The sequence below is a fragment of the Falsiruegeria mediterranea M17 genome (assembly GCF_900302455.1).
In the GTDB taxonomy this organism is placed as follows: domain Bacteria; phylum Pseudomonadota; class Alphaproteobacteria; order Rhodobacterales; family Rhodobacteraceae; genus Falsiruegeria; species Falsiruegeria mediterranea.
This window is the reverse complement of the sequence record NZ_ONZG01000001.1, coordinates 282,009-301,734: the sequence shown is the minus strand read 5'-3', so window position 1 is coordinate 301,734 and position 19,726 is coordinate 282,009. Positions and strand designations below refer to the sequence as shown.

17 protein-coding genes are annotated in these 19,726 nt (G+C 61.2%); 7 read left to right on the top strand and 10 right to left on the bottom strand.

Going from position 1 to position 19,726, the window contains the following annotated elements; genetic code table 11:
* The first annotated feature begins 16 nt into the window (after positions 1–16).
* On the top strand, positions 17–862 hold the full coding sequence (locus TRM7615_RS01505) for a 2-keto-4-pentenoate hydratase (protein WP_235823992.1): 846 nt from the start codon (positions 17–19) through the stop codon (positions 860–862).
* Positions 863–1,000: 138 nt separating this feature from the next.
* Here TRM7615_RS01505 and TRM7615_RS01500 read toward each other — a convergent pair whose 3' ends face one another.
* From TRM7615_RS01500 to TRM7615_RS01485, 4 genes are read right to left on the bottom strand one after another with little or no spacing between them, the layout of a single operon-like run.
* Positions 1,001–3,043, bottom strand: a complete 2,043-nt coding sequence (locus TRM7615_RS01500) for a DUF7408 domain-containing protein (protein WP_108785141.1) — start codon at positions 3,041–3,043, stop codon at positions 1,001–1,003.
* The gene (locus TRM7615_RS01495) at positions 3,040–5,802 is read right to left on the bottom strand and encodes a DUF4159 domain-containing protein (protein WP_108785140.1); all 2,763 of its coding nucleotides are present in this window, start codon (positions 5,800–5,802) and stop codon (positions 3,040–3,042) included. Before TRM7615_RS01495 ends, TRM7615_RS01500 begins: the two co-directional genes overlap by 4 nt.
* Positions 5,799–6,674, bottom strand: a complete 876-nt coding sequence (locus TRM7615_RS01490) for a DUF58 domain-containing protein (protein WP_108785139.1) — start codon at positions 6,672–6,674, stop codon at positions 5,799–5,801. Before TRM7615_RS01490 ends, TRM7615_RS01495 begins: the two co-directional genes overlap by 4 nt.
* Positions 6,671–7,678, bottom strand: coding sequence for an AAA family ATPase (locus tag TRM7615_RS01485; protein ID WP_108785138.1), 1,008 nt, complete (start codon positions 7,676–7,678; stop codon positions 6,671–6,673). The genes TRM7615_RS01490 and TRM7615_RS01485 overlap by 4 nt, the downstream gene beginning before the upstream one ends.
* Before the next feature lie 65 nt (positions 7,679–7,743).
* Here TRM7615_RS01485 and TRM7615_RS01480 point away from each other — a divergent pair, with 65 nt between their 5' ends.
* A complete protein-coding gene (locus TRM7615_RS01480) occupies positions 7,744–8,313 on the top strand; it encodes a DUF1285 domain-containing protein (RefSeq protein ID WP_235823991.1) in 570 nt (189 codons plus the stop codon).
* Here the strand turns inward: TRM7615_RS01480 and TRM7615_RS01475 are convergent.
* On the bottom strand, positions 8,310–9,245 hold the full coding sequence (locus TRM7615_RS01475) for a DMT family transporter (RefSeq protein ID WP_235823990.1): 936 nt from the start codon (positions 9,243–9,245) through the stop codon (positions 8,310–8,312). The two genes, TRM7615_RS01480 and TRM7615_RS01475, sit on opposite strands and share 4 nt — an antisense overlap.
* 172 nt (positions 9,246–9,417) lie before the next feature.
* Here TRM7615_RS01475 and TRM7615_RS01470 point away from each other — a divergent pair, with 172 nt between their 5' ends.
* Positions 9,418–10,176 (top strand): hydroxypyruvate isomerase family protein, encoded by a 759-nt coding sequence (locus TRM7615_RS01470; protein ID WP_108785466.1) that lies wholly within the window; start codon positions 9,418–9,420, stop codon positions 10,174–10,176.
* A 12-nt stretch (positions 10,177–10,188) separates the two neighbouring features.
* The gene (locus TRM7615_RS01465) at positions 10,189–10,419 is read left to right on the top strand and encodes a DUF2798 domain-containing protein (RefSeq protein ID WP_108785136.1); all 231 of its coding nucleotides are present in this window, start codon (positions 10,189–10,191) and stop codon (positions 10,417–10,419) included.
* 53 nt (positions 10,420–10,472) lie between these two features.
* Here TRM7615_RS01465 and polA read toward each other — a convergent pair whose 3' ends face one another.
* On the bottom strand, positions 10,473–13,277 hold the full coding sequence (gene polA, locus TRM7615_RS01460; RefSeq protein WP_108785135.1) for a DNA polymerase I: 2,805 nt from the start codon (positions 13,275–13,277) through the stop codon (positions 10,473–10,475).
* Here polA and TRM7615_RS01455 point away from each other — a divergent pair.
* Positions 13,245–13,796, top strand: a complete 552-nt coding sequence (locus TRM7615_RS01455) for a hypothetical protein (protein WP_108785134.1) — start codon at positions 13,245–13,247, stop codon at positions 13,794–13,796. The two genes, polA and TRM7615_RS01455, sit on opposite strands and share 33 nt — an antisense overlap.
* 3 nt (positions 13,797–13,799) lie before the next feature.
* Here TRM7615_RS01455 and TRM7615_RS01450 read toward each other — a convergent pair whose 3' ends face one another.
* The 3 genes from TRM7615_RS01450 to TRM7615_RS01440 form a co-directional block, all read right to left on the bottom strand.
* Entirely contained in the window at positions 13,800–14,123 is a 324-nt protein-coding gene (locus TRM7615_RS01450; protein WP_108785133.1) for an SH3 domain-containing protein, read from the bottom strand.
* 195 nt (positions 14,124–14,318) lie between these two features.
* Positions 14,319–14,897, bottom strand: coding sequence for a DUF2459 domain-containing protein (locus TRM7615_RS01445; RefSeq protein WP_165821338.1), 579 nt, complete (start codon positions 14,895–14,897; stop codon positions 14,319–14,321).
* 2 nt (positions 14,898–14,899) lie between these two features.
* Positions 14,900–15,076, bottom strand: a complete 177-nt coding sequence (locus TRM7615_RS01440) for a zinc-finger domain-containing protein (RefSeq protein ID WP_108785465.1) — start codon at positions 15,074–15,076, stop codon at positions 14,900–14,902.
* 89 nt (positions 15,077–15,165) lie between these two features.
* Here TRM7615_RS01440 and TRM7615_RS01435 point away from each other — a divergent pair, with 89 nt between their 5' ends.
* A complete protein-coding gene (locus TRM7615_RS01435) occupies positions 15,166–16,095 on the top strand; it encodes an ABC transporter ATP-binding protein (RefSeq protein WP_108785131.1) in 930 nt (309 codons plus the stop codon).
* 7 nt (positions 16,096–16,102) lie between these two features.
* Here TRM7615_RS01435 and TRM7615_RS01430 read toward each other — a convergent pair whose 3' ends face one another.
* Positions 16,103–16,567, bottom strand: coding sequence for a DUF1203 domain-containing protein (locus TRM7615_RS01430; protein WP_108785130.1), 465 nt, complete (start codon positions 16,565–16,567; stop codon positions 16,103–16,105).
* Positions 16,568–16,688: 121 nt separating this feature from the next.
* Here TRM7615_RS01430 and TRM7615_RS01425 point away from each other — a divergent pair, with 121 nt between their 5' ends.
* The gene (locus tag TRM7615_RS01425; protein WP_108785129.1) at positions 16,689–19,646 is read left to right on the top strand and encodes an error-prone DNA polymerase; all 2,958 of its coding nucleotides are present in this window, start codon (positions 16,689–16,691) and stop codon (positions 19,644–19,646) included.
* The last annotated feature ends 80 nt before the right edge of the window (positions 19,647–19,726 follow it).

The window sequence follows — 19,726 nt, the reverse complement described above, 5'->3', positions numbered from 1 at the left end:
ACAAGGAGTTTGTGACGTGAGATTTGGTTTTTCCCTGCTGGCCGCCCTGACTATGAGCGCGGGCGCCGCCCTGGCCGACTGTTCCAGCGACGACGAAATCGCCGGTTTTGTGGCCGACTATACCTCGAACACGCCAACAGTGGCCTTGTCCAAGGGCGGTACGATGGCGGATGCGCTGTGTACCCAAGCCAAACTGACCCGCGCGCTGGAGGCCCACATGGGGCCGGTCATCGGCTACAAGGCCGGACTGACCAGCAAACCGGCGCAAGAGCGGTTCAAGGTGAGCGAGCCGGTGCAGGGTGTGCTCTACCAGAACATGATGCTGCAGGATGGAGCCGAGGTGCCCGCAAACTGGGGTGCACGTCCGGTGTTCGAGGCGGACTTGATTCTGGTGGTGGGGGATGCGGCCATCAACCAGGCCACAACGCCTGAAGAGGTGTTGGCGCAAGTTTACGCCGTGCATCCCTTTATCGAGCTGCCGGATCTGACCTTGGCGAAAGGTGAGCCAATCACTGGCGTCACGCTGACAGCCATTGGTGTGGCGCCGAAACTGGGCGTTCTGGGGACTGCAATCCCCGTTACGGATGCCGCTGCGATGGCTGACATGTTGGGGCAGATGCAGGTGACCCTGGCCGCGGCGGACGGCGAGGTTTTGGCGCAAGTTCCCGGCAAGGCGGTTTTGGGCCATCCGGCCAATTCGGCCGTATGGCTGATATCAAAGGGGATCGAGTTTGCGCCCGGCGACATGATCTCGGTCGGCTCATTTGGCCCGCTGTTTCCACCGGTCAAAGGCAAAGGCGGGGCCGTCGCGACCTATGCCGGGTTGCCCGGAAATCCAACCGTGCGCGTCACGTTTAAGTAACGTCTGGCGGTGCAAGGAGGGAACAAGCCCTCCCGCCCGTCGTCGATGCCTCTTGCGAGGCATCTCCTCCCGTTGGGCCGCGCGCCTCGCCTTTGGCTCGGCGCGGCATCGCAGAACGCTGGCACAAGAAAAGCCGGGTTAACGCTGTCCTTCGCGCAGCCAGCCGCCGACCAAAAGGGCCGAGGCCAGGAGCAGGACCAACCACCCGGGCAACAGCGCGCTTTGTGTGACATCGCGGGTTTCATACGCGCCGCGCGGGGTCAGGCCCAGCCAACCGCGACCTGCGGCGGGGCGGCCTTCGCGCACGCTGCGGACGGATGGAATGCCGTCCTCGATCCGGAAGACACCGCCGCGCAGGGGTTGGATCAGCGGTTCGAACAACTCAGCACTTGCGATGGTCTGCTCGAACTCGCGCGGTGCGGCGGGGCCCAGGCCAACCACGGCTTCGCGGGAGCCCTCGGTCAGTCGGTAGAGCCCCACCTCTGGGCCATAGTAGGTGGTTTCAAAGCGTCCTGGCGCGACCTCAGTCAGACCGAGATCCAGGATTTCGCCATCTGGCCGCGCTACGGTCACGGGCCCGATCTCTTCGGACAGGGTACGGCGGATGATGGTCATGGTCTGACCCTTGGTTTCGGCAAAGAGCGCCTCTTCCTCAAGCTCGGGTTCCTTCATCATCCAATGCGCCAGCCGCCGCAGCAACTCTAACTGCGGACCGCCGCCTTCGTACCCACGGCTCCAGAGCCAGGCGTGATCGGAAGCCAGCAGTGCAACTCGCCCTTCGCCCACACGGTCAAGCACCAACAGGGGGCGGTCGTCGATGCCGGTCATCACCGTGTGGCCCGAGCGCGGCTCGACATCGACCTGACGCAGCCATGACCCCCAAACATCCGCGCTGTCGAGATCGGTGGTCACCGGATGGCGTTCGCCCAGGTCGGTCACTTGCGGCAGATAGCGATCTTCGATCACGCGGGCGGTGGGTTCGGCGGGCAGGATAGGGGCCAGTGGTGAGCGATAGATACTGTCAGCGGTGGCAAAATCGGGACCGGCCGCGACCAGAACAGCACCGCCATCGGCCACATAGTTGGTGACATTGTCCAGATAGATCGCAGGCAGGATGCCGCGGCGTTTGTATCGATCGAAGATGATGAGATCAAAATCGTCGATCTTTTCCAGAAACAGCTCGCGCGTGGGGAACGCGATCAGCGACAGTTCATCCACGGGCACGCCGTCTTGCTTTTCAGGCGGACGCAGGATCGTGAAATGTACCAGATCGACCGAGCTGTCGGATTTCAGCAGATTGCGCCAAGTGCGCCCTCCGGGGTGCGGCTCGCCCGACACCAGCAACACGCGCAACCGATCGCGCACGCCATTCATCTGGATGAGAGCGCTGTTGTTGCGGTCGGTCAGCTCACCGTCTGCCAAGGGGACTGAAAACTGGATCACGTTGCGCCCGCCGTGCGGCAAGGTCACTGGCAGTTCGAAATCCTGACCGATCGGCACATCGACCGTCTGCGCCTCGGCCCCGTCGACCGAAATGCTCAGTGTGGCGAGGGGCGATACCAGAGGCACAGCGCCGCTGTCTTCGACGCGCACGGTCAGGGTGATCGGCTCGTCAATGATGGCAAAGGCGGGGGCGTTGCGCACGATCAGGCGGCGGTCCCAATCATCGGCGCGTCCGGTGAGCAGCACATGCATCGGGGCGGGCAGGCCCGGCGCGCGGTCGATGTCATGCGTGCGCCCGTCGGTCAGTGCCAGGATACCGGCCACCCGGGCGCGAGGTTCTTCGGCCAGCACGTCGGCCAGGGCTTGCATCATCTGCGTACCCGTGTCGCCGTCGCCATCCGGCACGGTGATCCGGCGCAGTTCGGTGTTGTCGCGGCGTTCGATGGCAGCAGCCAAGGTTTCGGCGGCCTCGGCTGTTTGTTGGTTGCGATCTGACAGGCCCTGGCTGGCGCTCTCATCTTCAAGCATCACGACGATGTCGGTGAGCGGCGCGCGGTCTTCGATCTGATAGACGGGGCCCGACAGGGCCGCGAGCAACACAAGCGCCGCCAACCCGCGCAGGGCCCAACCCGAAAGGCCGCGCCACAGCGCCAATACGACGCCCGCCACAGACAAAACAGCGACCCCGATCAGGATTGGCCAGGGGATCATGGGATCAAACAGAATGGTTCCGGTCATTGGCCCAACCTATCCAGCAGCGCGGGCACATGGACCTGATCGGATTTATAGTTCCCGGTCAGTACATGCATCACTAGGTTCACTCCGAACCGATAGGCCAGCTCACGCTGACGTTCCCCGGCATACCCGCGCCCCACGGGCAGCAAGGTGCGCCCGTCCGGATCGGTGGCCCATGCCCCGGCCCAATCGTTGCCACCGATCACCACCGGGGTTACCCCGTCGTTGAGGTTGCGGAATGGCATCCCCTCGATCTGTTCGGCATCCGGCGGCGCGGCCTCGACCCAGACCGGTGTGTTCTTGTGGCGGCCCGGGAAGTCCTGCAACAGGTAGAACGTCCGCGTCAGAACGTGGTCGCTGGGGACCGGCTCCAGCGGCGGGATGTCCAGTGGCGCCGCCAATTGCTGCAACTTGCGGCCGTTCGGGCTGGACGCGCCGAACCCTGCAATGTCGGCATCGCGGGTGTCGAACAGGATCATGCCGCCCGAGCGCAGGTAGGTGTTCAACTTTGCATATGCCTCGTCCGACGGCAGCGGCTGATCGGGAGTGATCGGCCAGTAGAGCAGCGGGAAAAACGCCAGCTCGTCAACCTCAAGGTTGATGCCGACAGGGTTTGCAGGCTCGATCGAAGTGCGGAAGAACAACGTGTCCGACAGCCCCCGCAAACCGGCATTTGCGACCCGGTCCAGGCCCGCATCACCGGTCAGCACGTGGGCCAGAACCAGCTCGTTGGTCGAAGCAAGGGCGAAATCTGTTTCCTCGGCCGTCTGTGCGGGCAGGTCGGTTGGCAGCATCAGCAACGCCAAAATGGGGGCAATGGTGCGCATGAACCCCAGCCGCCCCGACAGCATCAACGATGCGATGACATCGATCACCAACAGCATCAGCGCAAGGCTGAGCAGAATGCCAGACAGGTCCTGCGCAGGCTCAACGGCAAGGCCGCGCACAGGAACTGAGGCGGGCCAGATGGCGGGGCTCAATTGGGTATCTTCGGTGACCACGTTCATCGCCAGGCTGCGCTTTTCGTTGGTATAGATGCCGGGGCGCAGGTCGGGGCCGATGCCGCTCGATGCCAATTGTTCGCCGGGGATACCAGGCAGGTTTCCGGCATCCGACAAGGTGCCGAACCCGTCTATGATGCGCGTGGGGGTCCAAGTGGTGCCTTCGAGGTTCACAGCTTCGCGGATCTTGGCCGCACTCGACACGGCCAATCGGTCGAGCATTTCAACGAACAGGCCCGACAATGGCAGGTTGGACCACTCTGCATTGGCGGTGACATGGAACAGAACCACTTGCCCCAGCCCCAGCGTTTTGCGTGTGACCAAAGGCGTGCCATCGTTGAGCGAGGCGATCACCCGATCTGCCAGTGTCGGGTCGGGTTGCGCCATGACTTGCGTCGTTACCGTCACTTCGACAGGAACCCGCAGCCCGAAGAAGGGCGAAGTTTCCTCAAATGGGGCCAACGTCTTGGCCTCACCCCAGCTCATTGCCCCACCAACAGAGCGGCCACCGCCGCGCAGGCGCACAGGCATCAGGGTGTTTTCCTCGGCGCGGGCCAAATCGCTTGCAGCCAGTCGGGGACCAGCAAAGCGGAGCAGCAAGCCACCCTTTTCGACCCAAGCCGTGAGTTCGGCCTCTTCCAGTTCGGAAAGCGTGGCGATGTCAGACAGGATGACAACATCAGGATTGGCAGGCAAAACCTCGGCCAATGTTCCGTCGATAAATTCTGCAGTCGGTGCCACGACTTGCGTCAGATAGTGGTGCGGAGACAGTAGGGCCAGGCCTTCGCGGTTCTGACGTCCGGCAAAGATCGCCACCTCGCGGCGGCGCAAGCTGTCGTCGGCCAGGGTCACGGCACCGGCGGAACGTTGGCCTTCGATCTCGAACCGGGTGATCCGCGCGCGCAGTTCCGACGGAAGTGACAGGTCAGCGGTGGCTTCATCTTCACCGGGTGCAAACTGGGTGTCAGCTCGGGCCAGAACGCGCATCGTGCCAGCTGGATCACGTCCCTGAGCCAGCAAAGTGACCTCGCGCAGGTTTTCGGTCTGGGTGCGCGCTACGGTCAAGCGAACAACGCCATCTTCAAAGTTGGCGGGGCGGAGAGCCAGAGCAGGGTCTGCGGATTGATACACAGTCACAGCACCACGAGATTGTAACAATTCAAGCGTCTTGTCACGGCCGGAGAAATCCAAACCATCGCTGAGCCAGAGGGTGTCAAAATCGCCCTGGAAAGTATTCAGGATGTCTGCTGTTCGTTTCAATTGCTGATCAGTGGGCCGCCAGGGTTCTGGTTGCAATCCCGGCAGACGGCTGCTCCAGGCGGCTGCCGATTGGAACACCACCGGCTCGGGATCGTTCAGTCGCAGGACCGCAACTTGCCGTCCAGCGCGGCCTGCTTCGGCCAGTTGAACCGACAGCAATTCGGTTTGGTCGGACCAGTGTGTTGCTCCGGCCCACGTGGCATCCATCACCACCAAGAGCGGGCCAGACCCGGCCTCATCCCGCGAAGGGTTGAGCACGGGTCCAGCCAACCCAATGATAACCGCCGCCACGGCCAACATACGCAAGAGCAGCAGCCACCATGGCGTGCGGTCTGAAACCGTTTCGTCATCCCGAATGCCCAACAACAGCGTGACGGCAGGAAACAACCGCCTGATTGGCGCAGGCGGCACCGCTCTCAGCAAAAGCCAGAGGATGGGCAAGGCCAAAAGCCCCAGCAGCAGCCAGGGCGCCGTAAACCCGATTCCAGCCAATATGGTCATCGACGCCCCCCATCCAGTGCACGATAGAGCCACAACAGTGCCGATTGTGCGCTGTCATTTGTGTGGTGCAGGCCCAATTGCCAGCCTGTCACATGGCACAGTTCTTGAAGCTTGGCCTTGCGCTCGGCCAAGCGTTCCAGATAGCGGCCCCGCAACTCTCCGGCCTTCAGTGTCTCGTGGCGGACGGTGCCGCCGACGCTTTCGAAAATCGTGCGGCCCTGATAGGGAAACAGCTCTTCGCTGGGGTCGAGCACTTGTAGCAACACGCCGCGCACTCCGCGATCCGCGGCCTTGGTCAGGGCTGTTTCCACCTCAGAAAGATCGCCCAGAAAGTCCGAGACAAAAACCGCGCGAGCATAGGGAATCATCGCGCGGTGCTCGGGCGGTTCGTAGTCGGCGTCGGCATCCTCGGTCCAAGCCTCGGCCAGGCGGATGATCTGCGCGTTGCCGCGCCGGGGCGGCAGGCGGGTTCCAGTCAGGCCAACACGTTCCCCGCCGCGCACCAGCAGGATGGCAATCGCCAGCGCCAGCAGCCGGGCGCGTTCCTGTTTCTGTGGCACGCTCTTGTCGGACGCAAACCGCATTGACGCGCCCTGATCGACCCAGAGCATCACCGACTGTGCGATCTGCCATTCCCGTTCGCGGACGAACTGCTGATCGCCGCGGGCTGAGCGGCGATGGTCGATCAACCGCCGACTGTCCCCATGCTGTGCCGGACGGTATTGCCAGAAATCATCGCCCAACCCCGCGCGCCGCCGCCCGTGATCGCCCAGCAGAACGGTGCCTGCCAGTTGCTCGGCATGGGCCAGCAACGGGGGCAGCCGGGACGCCTCGGTCTCGGATCTTTCGCGTAGGGTGAGCGCCGGGGTCACGCCGCCGCCTCGGTCGAGCCCAGGCTGGCCGCTGTGGTTTCGATCAGGTCAGCCAGGCTATCGCCACGTGCGCGCGCCGCAAAGTTCAGCGCCATCCGGTGGCTGAGTACTGGGCGGGCCATGTCGATGACATCCTCGGCGTTCGGCGCAAGACGCCCTTGCAAAAGGGCCCGTGCCCGCACGGTCATCATCAGCGCTTGAGCAGCACGCGGCCCCGGACCCCAGGCCACGGTTTCGGCCACACGGTCGGACACGCCGGGTTCTTCGGGGCGGAAGGCGCGGACCAGATCCAGAATCATCTCGACCACCGACTCGCCCACGGGCATCCGGCGCAGCAGGGTCTGTGCGTCCAGCAGTTCTTGGTGGGTAAAGACCTGATTGGAGTCGTCCTCTTCGATGCCGGTGGTGGCCAGCAGAATATCCCGCTCGGTCGAACGGTCGGGGTAGTTCACGTCGATCTGTACCAGGAAGCGGTCAAGCTGTGCTTCGGGCAGGGGATAGGTGCCTTCTTGTTCGATGGGGTTCTGTGTGGCCAGCACGTGGAACGGCGCGCCAAGGCTGCGATCCTCGCCCGCGACGGTCACGGTTTTTTCCTGCATCGCCTGTAGCAGCGCCGATTGCGTCCGGGGGCTGGCGCGGTTGATCTCATCCGCCATCAGCAGTTGACAGAACACCGGCCCCGGCACAAAGCGGAAATGGCGCGAGCCATCCTCGGCGGTGTCCAAAACCTCGGACCCCAGAATGTCAGCAGGCATCAGGTCGGGTGTGAACTGAATTCGGTTGCCATCCAACCCCATGACCGTCGACAGGGTTTCTACCAGCCGTGTCTTGCCCAACCCCGGCAAGCCGATCAGCAGAGCATGCCCGCCGCACAGAAGTGCGGTCAGTGTCAGGTCGACCACACGCTCTTGCCCGATGAACCGGCGGGTGATCGAGGTCTTGGCCTCTTTCAGCTTGGTTTCCAGACGTTCAATCTCGGCGACCAGATCGGCGGGCTCAGACATGGTTTTCCTCTCGATGAACCTATATAAGTCTAAGTGTATCGCGCTGACAGGAAATGGCAAAAACAATGAGCGGACAAAAAGTCGTGACGCCCTCGGTGGATCACATCGCGCAGGCGGTAAAATCGACCAAAGACAGCGGATTGCCGCCGGTTCATCTGTGGAACCCGCCCTTTTGTGGCGATTTGGACATCCAAATCCTGCGCAACGGCACCTGGATCCACGAAGGGCGGCCCATCACCCGCCCCAAGATGGTGCAGCTGTTTTCGTCGATCCTGAAGCGTGAGGGCGACAAGTATTATCTGGTCACCCCGGTTGAGAAGGTGGGAATCACCGTCGAAGACGCGCCCTTTGTCGCCATCGACGTCGACAGTGAAGGGGAGGAGACGGAGCAGGTGCTGACGTTCACAACCCACGTGGGGGATCAGGTCATGGTAAGCGCGGACAATCCGATCCGCCTGGCCGAGGGCACCGAACCCACACCTTATGTCATGGTGCGTGCCGGGCTTGAGGCGCGGATTGACCGCAAGAGCTTTTACCGGATGGTTGAGCTGGGTGTTCACCACGATGGCTGGTTCGGGGTCTGGTCTGCGGGCTCCTTCTTTGGCCTGATGCCCTCGGAGCAGGTCGAAGGTTAGCGTCGCGGCTGCAGTTGCGAGGCGACAACGCCCAAACCCACGATGGCCGCGCCGATTGCCTGGGTCCAGTTCCACGCCGATCCTAGTATCACCATGATCACCATCACGTAGAAGGGGGCGGTGTTGATGTGGAACGTGGCGACGGCCACCCCCAACTTGTCCACCGCACCAATGAACATGATCTGGCTGACCGACATGGCCACAATCGCATAGATCGCCAGCATACCGATCTGTTCCATGTCGATGGCCACGCGGGGTGCGACTTCGAACCCCAATATCGCCGAGCCCGCGAGCAATGTGGAAACCATGACCAAAGCGCCGGTGAAGGTGATGGTCGACCGCCCCACAGTCCCCAAATCGGGAAAGGCCTGCACGGTTTTCATGCTCGCCCAGGTGAACAGCGTCGTGGCCAGTATTGCACACAGCGCCCCCAAACCCAGTTGCACTGGCGCCAACCCGCTGGTCGCAATAATGCCACCGACGATCGAGGCAATCACGCCAACGGCAAATTGCTTGTTCAGACGGCGGGTCTTGGCGCGCACCTCCAGAATGGCACCGATCAAGGGGGCGCAGGATGCCACCAAAGCGACGGTCACCGGATCAGTGAAAGCCTGCGCAACCAGCAAAAGATAGGTGCCCAGGCCAAAACCAAACCCGCCAATCACCAAGGCGCGCGGCCAATTTGCGCTCAGGATCTTGCTGGGGCCTTCGACCAACAGCCACAGAGGGAAGAGGACGGACAAAGCCATGATCAAACGTGCGGTAATAATCGTCAGCGACGGCCAGTTCTGCAACAATACCTCGGCCGCCGGAAAACCCGCAGCCCATGTCATCATGGCCGCCATGCCCAGCATGTTTCCCGAAGCGATGTTGTGCCGCGCGGCACCGGCGACGGGCGCAGGTATCCGGGCGGGGTCTGGGCTATAAGCCATCCCGTATTGTCCTGTTCGAATGTGGGTCAAGCACCTGATTCGGCGTTGTTCTTCCGGTTTCCTCCAAATTCACAGGGTCATCTGGCCGGTTTTCGACAATGTGTCGTTTTCAGAGACTTGGCGGAATATAGAGCAACAGTTTATGCCTGTGCATGAACCTCAGGAGGGTCCGATGCCCAAGTTTGCCGCCAACATCTCTCTGCTTTTTGCCGAGCTGCCTTATCTGGATCGCTTTCACGCCGCGGCAGAGGCCGGTTTTGAGGCGGTCGAGATCCTCTTTCCCTACGAGATTGCGGCACGTGACACGCGCCGGGCGCTGGTGGCGAACGGCCTGGAGCTGGTGCTTATCAACGCGCCGCCGCCGAACTACACGGGCGGGCAGCCGGGATTTGCGGCTGTGCCGGGGGAAGAGGTGCGATTTCAACGGGATATCACTCGCGTGATGCGCTACGTTGAACAGCTGCGACCGGGGATGGTGCATATCATGGCGGGGTATGAACAAGGCGCACAAGCGCAAGAGACTTTTGTAAGCAACTTGCAATGGGCCGCGGATCATGCCCCGCATCAGCAGTTCACCATCGAGCCGCTCAACGTTGGCGATCAGCCCGGTTATTTCCTGAACGACTATTATCTCGCGGCCGAGGTGCTGGATCTGGTAGCTCGCCCAAACGTGGGCCTGCAATATGACACCTATCACGCAGAGGTGATCCACGGTGATGCGCTTGAAGTTTGGGAACGCTTTCACTCGCGCGCGGTTCATGTCCAGATCGGCGCTGCACCGGACCGGTCTGAACCGGGGCGTGGCACGATGGACTTTCCGGCTCTGTTTCAGGCGTTTGATGATGTCGGGTACAGCGGTTGGGTCAGTGCAGAATACAAACCGTCAAAACCCCGGACCTTAGACACGTTGGGGTGGCGACCTAGCGACTAGAAAGCGACCCAGATGCTGCCCGCCCGATTTGCCCCCGTCCTCTTTGGCTTTTTGGTCTCCGGGATCATGTCCTGCATTGTGACCTGCGTGGCGACGATCAAGGCGGTTGGTCTGGGTGAACATACAATCGGCAAATGGATGGGTGCATGGGCCTTCAGTTGGCCCATTGCTTTTGCGGTCATCCTGGTCGTTGCGCCCGTGGTGCGCCGGTTCGTCGAGCGCCTGGTCAGCCCAAGGGGCTGACACGCTGCAAAGAGGGCCCGTCGGGTCTGATGCGCAGCGTCCTCTGAGGGACCTCAGTGCGCTTCAGCCCAGTTCGCGCCCTGACCGGCATCCACAGTCAGTTTCACATCCAGTTTCACAGCCGGATCTGCGGCGCCTTCCATCACCGCGCGGGCAGCTTCGATGGTTTGATCCACGGCATCCTCGGCCACTTCGAACAGAAGTTCGTCGTGCACCTGCAGCAACATCTTGGCTGGCAAACCTCTGATCGCATCGGGCATCTGCACCATGGCGCGGCGGATCACGTCTGCTGCGGTTCCTTGGATGGGTGCGTTGATCGCGGCGCGTTTGGCAAAGCCCGCGCGCGGGCCTTTGGCGGCAATCTCGGTCGTGTGGATCTTGCGACCGAACAGCGTTTGAACATAGCCGTGTTCCTTGGCGAATTCCACGGTGTTGTCCATGTAGCGGCGGATGCCGGGGAACCGCTCGAAATAGCGGTCGATGAACCCCTGCGCCTCGGCCCGAGGGATGCGCAAGTTGCGGGCCAGTCCAAAGCCCGAGATGCCGTAGATCACACCAAAGTTGATCGCCTTGGCCTGACGTCGGATGTCTGGTGTCATCTCGTCCAGCGGCACATCGAACATCTCGGATGCGGTCATGGCGTGAATGTCGAGCCCGTCGGCAAAGGCCTGTTTCAGCGCGTCGATCTCGGCAATATGCGCCAGAATGCGCAGCTCGATTTGGCTGTAGTCAAGCGAGACAAGAACGTTGCCCGGCTCGGCAATGAACGCCTCGCGAATGCGGCGCCCTTCTTCGGTCCGAACAGGAATGTTCTGCAAGTTCGGATCGGTCGAGGCTAGACGCCCGGTGTTGGCCCCGGTGATCGAATAGGACGTGTGCACCCGACCTGTGTCCGGGTTGATATGGGTTTGCAGCGCGTCCGTATAGGTAGATTTCAGTTTGCTCAGCTGCCGCCAATCCAGTACCCTGCGCGGCAGCTCATGCTCGGTCGCCAAATCTTCTAGGATATCGGCCCCGGTCGAATACTTCCCGGTCTTGCCTTTCTTGCCGCCTTCCAGCCCCATCTTGTCGAACAGAATCTCGCCCAATTGCGCGGGCGAGCCCACATTGAACGTCTCACCCGCCAGCTCGTGAATTTCGGCCTCTAACCCAGCCATCTTTTGGGCAAAGGCATTGGACATGCGGCTGAGCACTTCGCGGTCGACCTTGATGCCGTGCATCTCCATCTCAGCCAGCACAGGCACCAAGGGGCGTTCGAGGGTTTCATAGACCGTCGTCACCTGCACGCGGTGCAGTTGCGGCTTGAACAGTTGCCACAGGCGCAGGGTGATGTCCGCATCTTCGGCGGCATAAGCCGTGGCCTCATCAATCGGCACCTTGTCGAAGGTGATCGCCGATTTGCCCGAGCCCAAGAGCGGTTTGATCGGGATCGGCGTGTGACTCAGATAGCGTTCAGACAGCGTGTCCATCCCATGCCCATGCTCGCCGCCGTGCATCGCATAAGACATCAGCATCGTGTCGTCGATCGGGGCCACGCGCACGCCGTAGCGCTCAAAAATCTTGGCATCGTATTTCATGTTCTGCCCGATCTTCAGGATCGAGGGATCCTCGAGCACCGGCTTCAGCAGGTCGATGGCCTCATTCAGCGGCATTTGCCCTTCGGACAACTCGTCTGAACCAAAGAGGTCATCTGCCGCCGCCGCACGATGGGTCAGCGGGATGTAGCAGGCCGATCCGGCTTCGACACAGAGCGATATGCCCACAAGACCCGCGATCATTTCGTTCAGGCCGGTGGTTTCCGTGTCGACCGCAACCCAGCCCCTGTCCCGGATCAGGTTGATCCACGGCTGCAGGGCTGCCGCGTCGCGGATGCATTCGTATTTCGACGCATCAAAGGGCACGTCCTCGGCCACGACCTCTGCGGCATCAGGCGCTGCTTTTTCAACAATGACCGGAGCCTCGGCCCCAAGCTGATCGGCGATCCGCTTGGTCAGGGTGCGGAATTCCATTTCGGCCAAAAAACCAAGCAAGGTTTCGGGGTCCGGGTCGCGTACTTCGAGATCATCTAGAGTAAACGTCAGAGGTGTCTTTTCATCCAGCTGCACCAACCGTTTCGACAGTTCAATCTGCTCGCGCTTTTCGATCAGAGTCTGGCGGCGCTTGGGTTGCTTAATCTCTTCAGCGCGATCCAGCAGAGTTTCCAGATCGCCGTACTCGTTGATCAGCAGGGCTGCCGTCTTGACCCCGATGCCCGGCGCGCCCGGCACGTTGTCGACGCTGTCGCCGGCCAGGGCCTGTACGTCCACGACCCGTTCGGGAAACACACCAAACTTCTCAAACACGCCATCGCGGTCGATGCGCTTGTTTTTCATAGCATCGTGCATTTCGACCCCGTCGCCCACGAGCTGCATCAGGTCCTTGTCCGAGCTGATGATGGTGCAGCGGCCACCGGCCTCGCGCGCCTGCACGGCAAGGGTGGCGATGATGTCGTCAGCCTCATACCCCTCCATTTCTTCGCAGGCGATATTGAAGGCGCGGGTCGCCTCGCGCGTTAGCGGCATCTGCGGGCGCAGGTCTTCGGGCATCGCTTCGCGGTTGGCCTTGTAGAGGTAATACATATCGTTGCGGAACGTATGGCTGCCTTTGTCAAAGATCACAGCCAGATGGGTTGGCGCGTCAGGACCATGATTGCCGTCGACATAGCGCTGCAACATGTTGCAGAAGCCCGACACGGCCCCAATCGGCAACCCATCGGATTTGCGCGTCAACGGCGGCAGGGCGTGATAGGCGCGAAAGATAAAGGCCGAGCCGTCGATCAGATGCAAATGGCAGCCTTTGCCAAACTCGGTCTTGCTCATGGTGTGCCGCCCTGTACGTTGATGGTCATGATTGGTTTTCGCATTTTATCCGTTATCCCGACCCTGACCGCAATCGCTGTTGTGACCCAAGCCAGTGCCGCTGGCCTGAAACTGCCCGAGGATTGCACGCTTCGCCCAAATGATCTGGCTAGTTGCTCCCCCTTGGTGGCCTGTCTTGGTGGCACGGGCATCTATTTCACCGGTCGCGCGATTGGCTGGAACACCGGCACCCATGCCGGGCGCAGCAGTGCCGGGTTCAGTTGCTACGGCGAATGGACCGTTTCGGGCAGCCTTGGCCTGGGCGAGGCCACCATCGAATGCGACAATGGGCTAACCGGGGCGGCCTATTTCTTTTCTCGTGATCCACAAACAGGTACCGGCATCGGCCTGGGACGTCTAAGCAGCGGACAAGAGTTTCACCTATGGACCGGCCACAACGTCAAACGGTTCCTCTTGAACCAATATGGCGACCTGAGCCCTATCAAGCTGTGCTCAGGATTGTCGAAACCGGTGAGCTGAGTTTTACGGATAGAACTGACACCAAGCGGTGTAGATCCAACCGCGAAACCGGGTTTCAACATTGTTGATTGATCCGTTTTCGACGTAGCACCATTTGCCCTGGCAGGCGCGAATGTATGCCGCGTCGCCATTCCGAAGGCTGCCGATTTGCTGGTGCGAGGACGATGGACCTGCCCGCAGCGCCAGAAAGCCGTCCCCGTTGGGATCAAGCCCCTGCACCAGGCATCCTGTGTCGTTGCTCAGGGGACCGGTAGGTTGGACGATGTTTTGGGAAAACGCGGCGCTGGCGGTGGCAACCGACAGCAAAATGCCAAGGGAAAGCTTCATGAAATAGCCTCGGACAGAATGGGTTCATCAATACTGATGACCTAAGCCTGTGCATACTCCTTTGGCAACAGATCGATGTGAGATCAGTTTTGCCCGGGCCTCGCGCAGAAACACGCGATGCGAAAGCGTCACGGCAAACGGCAGGGGAACCCAAGCGCCAAACGGCAAGCCCGCCTTTCGGATCATTTGACCGACCTAGGTGTTGCAGGTTGCAAACAGGTTGAAGTTGCCCTTGGCCGCAAAGAACCGGTCGGTGTCCGTGAACCCGGGTGTGTCCAGAACGGCCAAAGAACCATCTGAGCGCCGTTCAATCGTGTTGTTCATCGCATGCAATAGTTGGTTGTATTGGGCAGCGTTCATCACGAAGTGCAAGGGGTTTGCGTCTGGGTGCAACTCTCCAAGAACATCCGTTCGGATCACCGCTTTGTCACCGAATACGCCACGCAGAACAGCCCGCAAACTGACGTCAGAATAACTGCCAGTGGTGGTATAGAAATCTCGCGCGCCCCAGCCCAAAAGCAACCAGCGTGCATTTGGGTGTTTCAGCGGCAAGCCGTGGGTTTCCAATTCTGAAAACCGGTCGAGTGTTGCCTCGTTCAATGGCAACAAAAAATCATAGTGGATTGGCCCAGAAATCAGCAGGACCTCTGTGTCGCCCGTTGCGTCCACTTGCCCATCCGAAAGGGAGGTCAGCGCCCCTAAAGTCGCCACCAGCGCATAGAGCAGAGGTCCGCCAAAAACGATCAGGACAAGCCAAAAACCTGCCCTGCGCATTGTTACCCGTCCTCGCGGCCTTTCAGGATGTATTTGCAATCGCAATAGGGACATTCGACCCAACCCTGATCCTCGGGGATCTGCAACCAGACGCGAGGATGCCCCAAGGCACCTTCACCACCATCGCAGGCGACGCGCGTGGTCTCGACGAGTTTGATTTCCGGCGCTTCGATTGTCATCGCTGGCGGTCCTTCTTGAGTTGTAGGCCTCGCGGGCATGGGTTAGCTGCTTTTATGAGCGATCAACCGAGCAGGGGCAAGTGCGGCAGATGACCCAGGATGCAATCCGGATAGAAGGCTTGAAGAAAACCTATCGCGGTGGTCGCGGGGAACCTGAAAAGCAAGCCCTCAAAGGGATTGATCTGGTGGTGCCACGAGGGTCGGTCTTTGGTTTGTTGGGGCCAAACGGGGCGGGCAAGTCGACCCTGATCAACATTCTGGCCGGTCTGGTGGTCAAGTCCGCGGGTCAAGTGACGATCTGGGGCTTTGATCAGGACGCAAACCCGCGCCAATCCCGGGCCTCGATCGGTGTGATGCCGCAAGAGCTGAACCTTGATCCCTTCTTTTCCCCGCGCGGCGCACTGGAGGTTCAAGCAGGGCTGTACGGTGTGCCCAAGGCGCAGCGTCGCAGCGATGAAATTTTGGAGATGGTGGGCCTCACGGACAAGGCCGAGGCCTATGCCCGCACGCTGTCTGGTGGCATGCGGCGGCGGCTTTTGCTGGGCAAGGCGCTGGTGCATCGCCCGCATGTGCTGGTGCTGGACGAACCGACGGCCGGCGTGGACATCGAACTGCGCCAGATGCTTTGGGAAAACGTGCGCAAGCTGAACCAGCAGGGGATGACCATCATCCTGACAACGCACTACTTGGAAGAAGCGCAAGAGATGTGCGATCAGATCGCCATCATCAACCAGGGCGAAAAGATCGTGCAGGACAGCACCGCCAACCTGTTGGGTCGGTTGGACGCGCGCACCATGGTGATCCTTCCGGATGCACCGGTGTCGGAATTGCCCAAAGCCCCGGGGATCGCGGCCACCTTGCGCGACGATGGTGCGGTGGTGATGTCCTATCACAGCCAGCAGACCAACGCCGAACAGGTGCTCGAAGCAGTCCGTGGGGCCGGGATCCGCATTCGCGACGTCAAGACCGAAGAGGCTGACCTTGAGGATGTGTTCCTGGCCCTGACGTCGTCTCGCTGATGCTGCGTTATCTGCGGTCGATCCGCGCCTGATAGCAATTGTTGCGCGAGGACCGGACGTGGATATAGGCCACATCCGACCGGGCAAAAATGCGCTCGACGGCCTCTTTGATCTGCGGGGGGGGCTCGACGGCGCCGGTGCCATAGACGATCCGGTCGTCTGCCCCGTATCCCTTGATCAGATAGTCTGGAGAGGTGATCAGAACTTCGGGCATTTCGTCCCCCGTATGCCGTTCACAGGCATCTGCGCACAAAAAGATCGGCCCGGTCTCGGCGTAAGGGTGCGTCCCGTCAAAAGGAAGATGCGCCAGGATCAATATCGGCGCCCCTTCGGGAATATTGCACAGGCAGTGACGGCAAGGATTGCCCGCTCCGGTGGAAATGGTGCGCTCTGGTGGGTTGCCATAAGCGTCGGGGGCTCCGGCTTGATAAGCGCGGACTTCGGTGGTGGGCAGAGCTTCGATCGTGAACATGGGGTGTCTCCTTTTCTGGACCCAACCTGCCCAAAGCACTGGGTCTGAAACGACCCGTTTCCTGCGCAATGCAGGTTTTGACTCGAAAAAGAACAAAACGTGAATATAATTATGAGTCATCATGTTTGCCGAACTGTCGATCACGTCGAATTTCACCTTCCTCACCGGGGCGTCCCACCCCGAGGAGTACATGGAGCGTGCGGTAACGCTGGGGCTCGAGCAGATTGCGGTTGCAGATGACAACTCGGTGGCCGGAATTGTCCGGGCACACACCCAGGCGCGCGAGATTGCGCGCAAGGTGCGCGAGCGTCGGACGTGGGAAGGGCAGAACACCCCCATCGGGCCACCCTGTCCAGATCACATCACGCGGCCTGCATCCTATCCGGTCTATGCGGTGCCGCGTCTGATCCCGGCGGCGCGGCTGATCTTTACCGATGCGCCGACAATGACGGTACTGCCACAAAACCGGCAGGGTTGGGGCAACCTGTGCCGGATCCTGTCCACCGGACGGCTCAGGGCGGAGAAGGGTGATTGCATCCTCCACCTGTCGGATCTTGAGGATTTTGCCGACGGCCTCCACCTGCTGTTGTGGCCACAAACGACCACAGATCGGCGCGGTGCGGGTGAATGGGGGCCACGGGCGGACCGGTTGACGCGCCGCTTTGAGGGGCGCATGCACATGCTGCTCACCCCTGCCTATGATGGGGCAGACAGGGACCGTTTTGAGCAGACCCAGGCCCAGGCCCGTGCGCTTGGCATTCCTACTCTCGCCAGCGCCGGGCCGCGTATGCACCACGGTGCCCGCCGCAAGCTGGCCGATGTGCTCAGCGCCATTCGCCTGCGCTGCAAGGTCGAGGATCTGGGCCGCGCAGCACTTGCCAACGGCGAGCAGCGCCTGCGCTCTGAAGCGGAAATGCTCCGCCTCTTCAAAGGCCACGAAGGCGCGGTCGCCCGCGCCGGAGATCTGGCCCAAACTCTCACCTTTTCCCTTGATGAGCTGCGCTATGAGTATCCCAGCGAGGTGAGCGAGAACGAGACGTCGGCCGAGCGGTTGCACCGGCTGGCGCATGAGGGGCTGAAGTGGCGCTACCCGGCAGGGGCGTCCGAAAAGGTGCAAAACATGATGGCCCATGAACTCGCCCTCATAGGCAAGCTGAGATACGAACCCTACTTCCTGACCGTCCGCGATATCGTCCATTTCGCCCGCTCGCGCGACATCCTCTGTCAGGGGCGCGGGTCAGCGGCCAATTCAGTGGTCTGCTTCTGTCTCGGCATCACCTCGGTCAGCCCCGAAATGGGCACGATGGTCTTTGAACGTTTCGTGTCCGAGGCGCGGGACGAGCCACCCGATATCGACGTGGATTTCGAACATGAACGCCGCGAAGAGGTGATTCAGTGGATTTATGAACGCTATGGCCGCCACCGCGCAGGCCTCTGTGCGACCGTCATCCACTACCGCGGCAAACGCGCCATCCGCGAGGTCGGCCGCGCCATGGGCCTGACCGAGGACACGATTTCCGGCCTCGCCTCACAGCTCTGGGGGTTTTTCTCGGCCGACGGGCTCGAGGCGCAGCGCATGCGCGAGATCGGCCTCGACCCCACCGACCGCCGCCTGCAACAGACCATGGCATTGGTCTATGAAATCGTGGGCTTCCCCCGGCACCTGAGCCAGCATGTGGGCGGCTTCATCGTGACCGAGGGGCGGCTGGATGAGCTGGTCCCTATCGAAAACGCCACGATGGAGGACAGAACGGTCATCTGCTGGGACAAGGACGACATCGAAAGCCTTGGCATCCTAAAGGTCGATGTGCTGAGCCTTGGGATGCTGACCTGCATCCGCAAGGCTTTTGATCTGATCGGGCAGCACCACGGCACACAATATGCGCTGGCCACGCTGCCGCCCGAGGATCCGCGCGTCTATGACATGCTATGCGAGGCCGACAGTATCGGCGTGTTCCAAGTTGAAAGCCGCGCGCAGATGAACTTTCTACCGCGCATGCGACCGCGCAATTTCTATGATCTGGTGATCGAGGTTGCAATCATCCGCCCCGGTCCCATTCAGGGCGATATGGTCCACCCCTATATCCGCCGCCGGAATGGAGAGGAGGACGTCAGCTTTCCTTCGGACGCGCTGGGCGAGGTGCTGGGCAAGACGCTGGGGGTGCCGCTGTTTCAGGAACAGGCGATGCAGATCGCCATCGTCGGCGCGGGCTTTACCCCCGAACAGGCTGACCGCCTGCGCCGGTCACTGGCGACGTTCAAAAAACACGGCTCGGTCAGCGAGTTCCGTACGCTGTTCCTGCGCGGAATGAAGCGCAACGGCTATGATGACGACTTTGCCGAGCGGTGCTTTTCGCAGATCGAAGGGTTTGGATCATACGGCTTTCCCGAAAGCCATGCCGCCAGTTTTGCGCTGCTGGTCTACGCCTCTGCCTGGATCAAATGCCACCATCCCGGCATCTTTGCTTGCGCCCTGCTAAACTCGCAGCCGATGGGGTTCTATGCGCCTGCGCAGATCGTGCGGGACGCGCGCGAGCATGGTGTGCAGGTGCGTCCGGTCTGCATCAACACCAGCTATTGGGACAATGTGATGGAACCCGATGGGCGCGGTGGCCTGGCCCTGCGGCTGGGGTTTCGCCAGATCAAAGGCTTGAGCGAAGAGGACGCCAGCTGGCTCACGGCGTCGCGTGGCAACGGCTATCACGCGGTCGACGACGTCTGGCGCCGGGCTGGTTTACCACCTTCGGTGATCGAGCGGCTGGCCGAAGCAGATGTTTTTGCCGCCTGCGGTCTGAACCGACGCGAGGCGCTGTGGCAGGCCAAGGCGATCAAGACGGCCAAGCCACTGCCGCTCTTTGCGCTGGATATGGAAGGCGAGGCGCTGGATGAACCTACCGCCCATCTGCCCGAGATGACCTTGGGCGAGCAGGTAGTCGAGGATTACGTTGCCATGCGCCTCAGCCTCAAGGCGCACCCGGTGGGGTTGTTGCGGCATCTTTTGACGCCCGGAGCGGCCCAGGTGCGCGAGGTGCAAAAGAGACCGGCAAAACCTGCCGCTGCGTCACATCCAAAGTCTTGACCTGAGCCCTTACCGCAGCCGAAATCGTAAATATCTGCCATCTGGACATGCACGAAACCTACAGTTCCCGAAGTTGAATA

Bases quoted from the DNA above. Each gene is read 5' to 3' on its own strand.
- TRM7615_RS01500 (WP_108785141.1), bottom strand. From the start codon at position 3,043: ATGACCGGAACCATTCTGTTTGATCCCATGATCCCCTGGCCAATCCTG.
- TRM7615_RS01495 (WP_108785140.1), bottom strand. From the start codon at position 5,802: ATGACCATATTGGCTGGAATCGGGTTTACGGCGCCCTGGCTGCTGCTG.
- TRM7615_RS01485 (WP_108785138.1), bottom strand. From the start codon at position 7,678: ATGTCTGAGCCCGCCGATCTGGTCGCCGAGATTGAACGTCTGGAAACC.
- TRM7615_RS01480 (WP_235823991.1), top strand. From the start codon at position 7,744: ATGAGCGGACAAAAAGTCGTGACGCCCTCGGTGGATCACATCGCGCAG.
- TRM7615_RS01475 (WP_235823990.1), bottom strand. From the start codon at position 9,245: ATGGCTTATAGCCCAGACCCCGCCCGGATACCTGCGCCCGTCGCCGGT.
- TRM7615_RS01470 (WP_108785466.1), top strand. From the start codon at position 9,418: ATGCCCAAGTTTGCCGCCAACATCTCTCTGCTTTTTGCCGAGCTGCCT.
- TRM7615_RS01465 (WP_108785136.1), top strand. From the start codon at position 10,189: ATGCTGCCCGCCCGATTTGCCCCCGTCCTCTTTGGCTTTTTGGTCTCC.
- TRM7615_RS01455 (WP_108785134.1), top strand. From the start codon at position 13,245: ATGGCAGCCTTTGCCAAACTCGGTCTTGCTCATGGTGTGCCGCCCTGT.
- polA (WP_108785135.1), bottom strand. From the start codon at position 13,277: ATGAGCAAGACCGAGTTTGGCAAAGGCTGCCATTTGCATCTGATCGAC.
- TRM7615_RS01450 (WP_108785133.1), bottom strand. From the start codon at position 14,123: ATGAAGCTTTCCCTTGGCATTTTGCTGTCGGTTGCCACCGCCAGCGCC.
- TRM7615_RS01445 (WP_165821338.1), bottom strand. From the start codon at position 14,897: ATGCGCAGGGCAGGTTTTTGGCTTGTCCTGATCGTTTTTGGCGGACCT.
- TRM7615_RS01440 (WP_108785465.1), bottom strand. From the start codon at position 15,076: ATGACAATCGAAGCGCCGGAAATCAAACTCGTCGAGACCACGCGCGTC.
- TRM7615_RS01435 (WP_108785131.1), top strand. From the start codon at position 15,166: ATGACCCAGGATGCAATCCGGATAGAAGGCTTGAAGAAAACCTATCGC.
- TRM7615_RS01430 (WP_108785130.1), bottom strand. From the start codon at position 16,567: ATGTTCACGATCGAAGCTCTGCCCACCACCGAAGTCCGCGCTTATCAA.
- TRM7615_RS01425 (WP_108785129.1), top strand. From the start codon at position 16,689: ATGTTTGCCGAACTGTCGATCACGTCGAATTTCACCTTCCTCACCGGG.